We start from the raw sequence: 7,475 nt of genomic DNA, 5'->3' as shown, positions 1-7,475 counted from the left end.
CAGCCCGTCCCACACGAAGGACTTCACCCAGTGGCCCACCTCGTACCAGTGGTGCCTCTCCTCCACCGGGTCACCCCAGGGAAGCTTCGCGTTCTCCATGTCCTCGGCAGCGAAGCCGTACTGATCCGTGCGCTCCGAACCGTCCCCCGCCACCATCTGCGTCCCGCCCCACAACGCGGTGATCTTGTTGTGACAGGTACGCTCCGCCGCCCAGAACGCCGCCACCGTCGCCGTGATGTCGTCCCGCAACCGGTTGTGCTCGCCGACCTTGTCCTCGTCGTACTCCCACTCGTCGTCGTCCTTCACCGAATCGACGAACGTCCGCGCCTTCGTCTTCAGCTCCAGCAGCCTCGCCACCAACGGACGGATCTCCGCCGCGTACGACGACAGAGCCGACGCCACCGACTCCAGATCCGACGCGAAGTCGTCCGCCCGCTCCTGCACCGGCTTCGTCGTCGCGAACAACTGCTCCGCCTCCGGAGCCCGGTAGAACGCCGACAACCCCTGGAACCGACTGTGCACATCCGCACCCGTGTCCCGCACAGCACCCGCATCCGCCCTCAACGCGGCATGATCCAACTCCAGTTGGAAGAGATTGCCGGTGAACTGTGGAATCTGGTCCGGGTTGATCACGCTGGCCCACCCCCGTGAAGCGAGTCAAAGCCACATCATCATATGAATGGGTGTCACGGGGAGCCCGGGATCGTCACCGAACCGCTACAACTGGGGTGGCGCGTGGGGGTGTTGCCGCGTTGGGCGGCCTATGGGCAGCCGAACCCCGCCGGGCTCTCGTCCGGGGCGACGCCCGGCAGGATGCCGCCCGAGACTGCTCCGGAGGTTCCGCGCTCGTGGCCGGCCGCCTCCGGGTACGGGTTCCCGTGCAGGCGTACGTCCAGCTCGGCGCGTTCACGGGCCTCCAGGGCCAGAGCGTCCGCATGGGGGAGGTCGGCCGGTGAGCCCGCGGCCAGGAGGCGGCCGGCCTCGGCGAGGCCGGTGCGGGCCGTGACGCCCACCGTGCCCCGGTGAGTGGCGATGAAGTCGTCCGCGGCGGCGACGGCCGCCTGCGCGGTGAGAAGGGCGGCGGCCGGGAGCACGCCGGTGCGACCGGTGGCGAGGGGTGCGGTGGCGTGGACGATCCGGCGCAGGGCGTTCAGCGGATCGTGCGGCCGCCCGCTCGTCAGTTCCTGGCGCACGGCGGCCAGTTCGGCGTCGGCGTGCAGGAGCCGGGCGTACGGCTCGCCCTCGGCCCGGGCGGCGGTGCGGGACGCCGACAGTTCCGCCTCGGCTCCGGTGAGGGCGGCGGGGACCATGTCCGCCGCCTGCCGCAGCCAGGCGGCCAGCTCGTGCACGGCCTCGACGAAGGTCGTGGCCTGGGCCACCGCTCCCTCCGCCGCCCGGAGATGGCGGGCCGCCTCCTCGGGGCGGCCCGAGTCGGCCGCCTGGCGGGCGTGGTTGAGGTGCGTCGTCGCGAACACCAGGCGGTCCTTGGCCTGTTCCGGGTAGCCGGTGACGGAGGCGGTCGCCGCGGGGGAGTACCGGGTGGCGAGGTCGGCGAGGGTGGCCTCCGCCGCGGCCGTTCGTCCCGCCAGGTCACGGAAGCGGGCCTCGGCCGTCTCCAGGGCCGGGGTCAGGTTCCCTTCCAGGTCGCGTAACCGGCGGAAGGCCGGGGCGGCGAGCTCCAGCCGTCGCCCCGCCTCCCGGCACCGGCCCACCATCCCGGCGAGTGCGTGCAGGCGGGCCGCCTCCTCCTCCGGGTGACCCTCGTCGTAGCGCCGGCGCATGCGGAAGGCGGCCGAGAGTTCGCCGTCCGCCTCCAGCACCGCGCGGACGAAGGGCGCGACCGCCTCCGGGCCGCAACGGGCCTCGGCGAAGGACAGCTCCTCGCGGCTGGCCCGTACGCAGTCGTCCGCCTCGACGAGGGCGGAGCGGGCCTGTGCGTCGAGGTCGGTGAGCGGGGGAGGGGCGGGTGGCGCACCGGTGGTCGTGCCGCCCGGGGTCGTCCGGGTCCGGGCCCGGCGGACGCGGCGTACATGGCCGTACGCGGCGAGGGCGCCGACGGTGGCGAGCACGGCGACCGGCAGGACGAGGTCGACGGCGGAGGTCCCGTCGTCCTCCTGGGCTGTCGTGGTCGCGGGGGGTGCGAGCTGCTCCTCGCGGGTGATCGCAACCGGAGCGTCGGCACTCGTCGTCATCCCTGGCAACATCAGCCACACGATCCCGGCCGCACCGCCCAGCACGGCGTGCACCATCCGCACCCATATGTGCGGCCTGGTGCGCCGCGGTCGGCCGCGGTACCGGGATGACGTCACATTTGCGAGCGTATGGCCCCGAATGGGGCCACGCGAGTGGGAGTCGCCCGAGGTGGGGGCGTGGGGCTGGGCGACATGGAAGGGGAATCGGTGGATCGGAAGCCGGTGCAGGAGCAGAGGGACCCGGCCGACCACGAGGGCGAGGGCGACGGCCCGAGCGGGGGTGCGGGCGGGGGCGAGGGCCCGAACGCCGACGTGACCGATGCCGCCGGCGGGGGAGAGAGGGAGGGCTTGCACACGGCCGTGACCGACCCCGGCGGCGCGGGCGCCGACGGCGCCGAGCCGCCCGCCCCCCGACGCCCCTGGCTCCGCCGAACCCGCCGGATCGCTCTCGGCCTCGTCCTCCTGCTGCTCCTCCCCGTCCTCGCCTCCCAGATCGCCCTCGGCGTGAACAACCTGGGCGACCCGGACGACAGTGCCCGCACCCGCGGCAAGGACGCCATCTGGCTCGGGCACGCCTGGGTCGACGGGCGCAAGAAGGACGCCGACGTCACCGCCCTCGCCGCCCGGCTGAAAACCACCGGCATCCGCGACCTCTACGTCCACGCCGGCCCCCTGGAGCACGACGGCACGCTGCCCGAGTCGGCCTATCCGAACGCCCGTTGGTTCATCGACGCCGTACACCGCGAGATGCCCGGGATCAGGGTCCAGGCGTGGCTCGGTGACGTGCTCGCCAGCGAGGGCTCCCGCGGCATGCGGCTGGAGCGTGCGCAGACCCGGGCCGCCGTGGTGCGGTCGACCGGTCAGATCCTCGCCGCCGGTTTCGAGGGCGCCCACTTCGACCTGGAGCCGCTGCACTCCGACGACCGGAACTACCTCACCCTCCTCGACGCCCTGCACCGCGTCACCGCGGCCCGGGGCGCCCCCCTCTCCGTCGCCGCGCACCAGATCGACCCGCTCCCCGGCCTGCACTCCGTCCGGGGCGCCGTCACCGGTCACCCGAAGTGGTGGTCGCAGGAGTTCTTCGGCCAGGTCGCCCGCCGCGTCGACCAGATCGCCGTCATGTCCTACGACACCATGCAGCCGCTGGAGAGCACGTACGGCGGCTACGTCGCCCAGCAGACGTCGCTGGCCCTGGAGGTCACCCCGGAGACCACCGACCTGCTGATGGGCCTCCCCTTCTACCACGAGAAGGGCTTCGGCCACTGGGAGCACGCGGAGACCGTCCCCGCCGGCGTCCGCGGGGTCCGCCTCGGCCTCTCCCGCACGGACGCGGACCGCGCGAACTTCGGTGTGGCGCTGTACGTCGACTTCGCGGCGGAGGAAGCGGACTGGACGGCGTACCGGAAGGACTGGGTGCGCTGAAAAAGGCCTGCGCCGGCCGGGCTGCGGTGCGACCATCCGGCGCATGACCGCCGCCCCGGACCAACCGGCCCCCACCCGTTCCCCCTCGGCCCGCCCCGCCCTCACCCGCGACGCCCTCGCGCCTCTCGCGCGTGCCGCGGCCGGCCGCCACCGCACCCTCGCCGCCGCCACCCGTCTGCGCGGCGGCAGCAGGAAGGGCGTCTACCGGCTCCACCTCGACGACGGCACGACGGCTGTCGCCTACGTGTGGTCGGCCGGAGAGGACTACTGGGACGCCGGTCCCTCCGACCTGCGCGACCCCTTCTCCCCCGGCACGGGCCTCGACCTGTTCACGGCCGCGCACGACCGCCTGGCCGCCGTCGGCGTCCGCACCCCCCGCCTCCTGCACGCCGACGGCACGCACACCCACCTCCCGGCGGACGCGGCGGTCGTCGAGGACCTCCCGGGCGGCAGCCTGGAGGAGCTGCTGGCGCGCGACCCCCGGGCGGCGCCCGAGGCCATGGAGCGGATGGCGGCGCTGCTCGAGACCCTGCACGGCTGCGCCGGCCCCCGCTTCGGCAAGGTCGCCCTCGTCGACGACGGGGGCTCCTCGCACGGCGGTCCGTGCGAGCAGCGCGTCGCGGAGGGGGCGCTGCGCAGCATCGCGGAGATCGCCGTACGAGACCCGCGTGCCGCGGCCGCCCGCGGGGCGTTCGAGCAGGCGGTCCACACCCTGCGTGCCGAGGTCCGCCCCCGTGCCCGCCACACCCTCGTCCACGGCGAGCTCGGACCCGACCACGTCCTGGTGACGCCCGACGGACACCCGGCCCTGATCGACATCGAGGGCTTGCTGTACTGCGACGTGGAGCAGGAGCACGTCTTCCTCCAGCTCCGCTTCGGCCGCCATTACGACGCCCTGCGCGTCCCCGGCCTCGACGAGGCCCGCCTGCGTCTCTACCGCCTGTCCCTGCACCTCGGTCTCGTCGCGGGGCCGCTGCGCCTGCTCGACGGCGACTTCCCCCGTCCGGAGGGCATGCGGGCGATCGCGGAGTCCAATCTGGTGCGGGCCCTGCACCTCGTCGGACGGTGACCGTCCCGCACGGGGGTCCGCTGCCGGACTCCGCTGCCGGGCCCGCTCAGGAGGAACGCCGCCGGATCTTCGACCCCAGCCACACCAGTGGGTCGTACTTGCGGTCCACCGCCCGTTCCTTCAACGGGATCAGCGCGTTGTCCGTGATCTTGATGCCCTCGGGGCAGACCTCCGTGCAGCACTTGGTGATGTTGCAGTAGCCGAGCCCGTGCTCGTCCTGGGCCGTGCGCTTGCGGTCCAGGCCGGCCTCCTCCGCGGCGTCCAGCGGGTGCATGTCCAGCTCCGCGACCCGCATGAGGAAGCGGGGGCCGGCGAAGGCCGGCTTGTTCTCCTCGTGGTCGCGGACCACGTGGCAGGTGTCCTGGCACAGGAAGCACTCGATGCACTTGCGGAACTCCTGCGGCCGGTCCACGTCCTCCTGGAACATCCGGTACTCACCGGGACCCAGCCCCGCGGGCGGCACGAACGCCGGCACCTCCCTCGCCTTCTCGTAGTTGAAGCCGACGTCCGTCACCAGGTCGCGGATGACCGGGAAGGCGCGCAGGGGCGTGACGGTGATCGTCTCCTCCCGGTCGAACACCGACATGCGCGTCATGCACAGCAGCCGCGGCCGTCCGTTGATCTCAGCGGAGCACGAACCGCACTTGCCCGCCTTGCAGTTCCAGCGCACGGCGAGGTCGGGCACCTGGGTCGCCTGGAGGCGGTGGATGATGTCCAGCACCACCTCGCCGTCGTTGACCTCGACGGTGAAGTCCTCCAGGCCGCCGCCCTGCGCGTCACCCCGCCACACCTTGAAGCGGGCCTCGTAGCTGCTCACTCGTACAGCTCCTCTTCGGCGAGGTACTTGACCAGCTCCTCCTTCTCGAAGAGGGCGAGCAGGTCGGGGCGGATGGGGTCGGTGGTCTCGCGGGCGAGGGTGATCTGGCCGTGGGCCGGGTCGGTGGCCGCCAGTCCACCGGTGGGGTCGGTCAGCCGGCACAGCAGGTTGACGTTGCGCCAGGTGCGGTCCATCGTCGGGTGGTCCTCGCGGGTGTGGCCGCCGCGCGACTCGGTGCGTTCCAGCGCGGCCCGCGCCACGCACTCGCTGACCAGCAGCATGTTCCGCAGGTCCAGGGCGAGGTGCCAGCCCGGATTGAACTGGCGGTGGCCCTCCACGCCGGCCCGCCGCGCCCGTACCCGCAGCTCGGCGAGTTTCTTCAGGGCCTGGGCCATCTCGCCCTCGCGGCGGATGATGCCGACGAGGTCGTTCATGGTCTGCTGGAGTTCCTGGTGGAGGGTGTACGGGTTCTCCGCCGGCGCGCCCGGCTCCCCGCCCTCGTCCTCCGCCTCGGCGGAGAAGGGGCGCAGGGCCTCGGCGGCGGCCGTGTCGACCTCGGTGTCGTCGACGGCCGGGCGGGCCGCCAGGCCCGCCGCGTACTCGGCCGCGTGCCAGCCCGCCCGGCGGCCGAACACCAGCAGGTCGGAGAGGGAGTTCCCGCCGAGCCGGTTGGAGCCGTGCATGCCGCCGGCCACCTCGCCGGCCGCGTACAGTCCGGGCACCCCGCGCGCGGCGGCCGTGTCGGAGTCGACGGCGACGCCGCCCATCACGTAGTGGCAGGTCGGTCCGACCTCCATCGCCTCCGCCGTGATGTCGACGTCCGCCAGCTCCTTGAACTGGTGGTACATCGAGGGCAGCCGTCGCTTGATGACCTCGGCGGGCATCCGCGTCGACACGTCGAGGAAGACGCCGCCGTGCGGGGAGCCGCGGCCGGCCTTCACCTCGGCGTTGATGGCCCGGGCGACCTCGTCGCGGGGGAGGAGTTCCGGCGGACGCCGGTTGTCGTCCGGGGCGTCGTACCAGCGGTCGGCCTCGTCCTCGGACTCGGCGTACTTCTCCTTGAAGACGTCGGGGATGTAGTCGAACATGAACCGCTTGCCGTCGGCGTTCCTGAGCACCCCGCCGTCGCCGCGCACGGACTCGGTGACGAGGATGCCCTTGACCGACGGCGGCCAGACCATGCCCGTCGGGTGGAACTGCACGAACTCCATGTTCAGCAGGGGCGCCCCGGCGAGCAGGGCGAGCGCGTGGCCGTCGCCCGTGTACTCCCAGGAGTTCGACGTCACCTTGAACGACTTGCCGATGCCGCCGGTCGCGATCACCACGGCGGGGGCCTCCAGGACGAAGAAGCGGCCGGTCTCGCGGTCGTAGGCGAAGACGCCGGAGACCCGGCCGGTCCCCGCGGCGGGGCCGCCGCCGGGCCGCTCCTGGAGGATCCGGGTGACCGTGCACTCCTGGAAGACCTTCAGCCGGGACTCGTAGTCGCCGGTCTCGCGGTGGTCCTCCTGCTGGAGGGCGACGATCTTCTGCTGGAGGGTGCGGATCAGCTCCAGGCCGGTGCGGTCGCCGACGTGCGCGAGGCGCGGGTACTCGTGGCCGCCGAAGTTGCGCTGGGAGATCCTGCCGTCCTTGGTCCGGTCGAACAGGGCGCCCCAGGTCTCCAGCTCCCACACCCGGTCCGGGGCCTCCTGCGCGTGTAGCTCGGCCATCCGCCACTGGTTGAGGAACTTGCCCCCGCGCATGGTGTCGCGGAAGTGGACCTGCCAGTTGTCGTGCTCGTTGGCGTTGGCCATCGCGGCCGCGATGCCGCCCTCGGCCATCACCGTGTGCGCCTTGCCGAACAGCGACTTGCAGATCACCGCCGTACGGGCTCCGCGCTCGCGCGCCTCGATGGCGGCCCTGAGGCCGGCGCCACCGGCCCCGACCACCACGACGTCCCACTCCTGCCGGTCGACCACGGACATCAGAAGGCCCC

The 7,475-nt window shown here is 72.9% G+C and carries 5 protein-coding genes and 1 pseudogene; 2 read left to right on the top strand and 4 right to left on the bottom strand.

Going from position 1 to position 7,475, the window contains the following annotated elements; genetic code table 11:
* Both ACIHAR_RS33050 and ACIHAR_RS33045 read right to left on the bottom strand, forming a co-directional pair.
* Positions 1-633, bottom strand: a pseudogene (locus tag ACIHAR_RS33050) (protein phosphatase); the annotation flags it as partial.
* 128 nt (positions 634-761) lie between these two features.
* A complete protein-coding gene (locus ACIHAR_RS33045; RefSeq protein WP_400022963.1) occupies positions 762-2,309 on the bottom strand; it encodes a hypothetical protein in 1,548 nt (515 codons plus the stop codon).
* Between the two features lie 243 nt (positions 2,310-2,552).
* Here ACIHAR_RS33045 and ACIHAR_RS33040 point away from each other — a divergent pair, with 243 nt between their 5' ends.
* Positions 2,553-3,614 (top strand): hypothetical protein, encoded by a 1,062-nt coding sequence (locus ACIHAR_RS33040; RefSeq protein WP_400022965.1) that lies wholly within the window; start codon positions 2,553-2,555, stop codon positions 3,612-3,614.
* 43 nt (positions 3,615-3,657) lie between these two features.
* Positions 3,658-4,683, top strand: a complete 1,026-nt coding sequence (locus ACIHAR_RS33035) for an aminoglycoside phosphotransferase family protein (RefSeq protein WP_365472357.1) — start codon at positions 3,658-3,660, stop codon at positions 4,681-4,683.
* Positions 4,684-4,729: 46 nt separating this feature from the next.
* Here the strand turns inward: ACIHAR_RS33035 and ACIHAR_RS33030 are convergent, their stop codons facing one another.
* Together ACIHAR_RS33030 and ACIHAR_RS33025 are read right to left on the bottom strand one after the other, a co-directional pair.
* The gene (locus tag ACIHAR_RS33030) at positions 4,730-5,500 is read right to left on the bottom strand and encodes a succinate dehydrogenase/fumarate reductase iron-sulfur subunit (protein WP_365472360.1); all 771 of its coding nucleotides are present in this window, start codon (positions 5,498-5,500) and stop codon (positions 4,730-4,732) included.
* Complete coding sequence (locus ACIHAR_RS33025) at positions 5,497-7,464, bottom strand: fumarate reductase/succinate dehydrogenase flavoprotein subunit (RefSeq protein WP_365472362.1); 1,968 nt, start codon at positions 7,462-7,464, stop codon at positions 5,497-5,499. The genes ACIHAR_RS33030 and ACIHAR_RS33025 overlap by 4 nt, the downstream gene beginning before the upstream one ends.
* Between the last annotated feature and the right edge of the window lie 11 nt (positions 7,465-7,475).

The sequence above is a fragment of the Streptomyces sp. NPDC052016 genome (genome assembly GCF_044548445.1).
In the GTDB taxonomy this organism is placed as follows: domain Bacteria; phylum Actinomycetota; class Actinomycetes; order Streptomycetales; family Streptomycetaceae; genus Streptomyces.
The sequence above is the reverse complement of the archived record's forward strand: the minus strand, read 5'-3'. Positions and strand labels throughout refer to the sequence as shown.

What these genes read in the sequence shown, in the direction of transcription:
- ACIHAR_RS33025 (WP_365472362.1), bottom strand. Translation starts at nt 7,464, where the DNA reads ATGTCCGTGGTCGACCGGCAGGAGTGGGACGTCGTGGTGGTCGGGGCC.
- ACIHAR_RS33035 (WP_365472357.1), top strand. Translation starts at nt 3,658, where the DNA reads ATGACCGCCGCCCCGGACCAACCGGCCCCCACCCGTTCCCCCTCGGCC.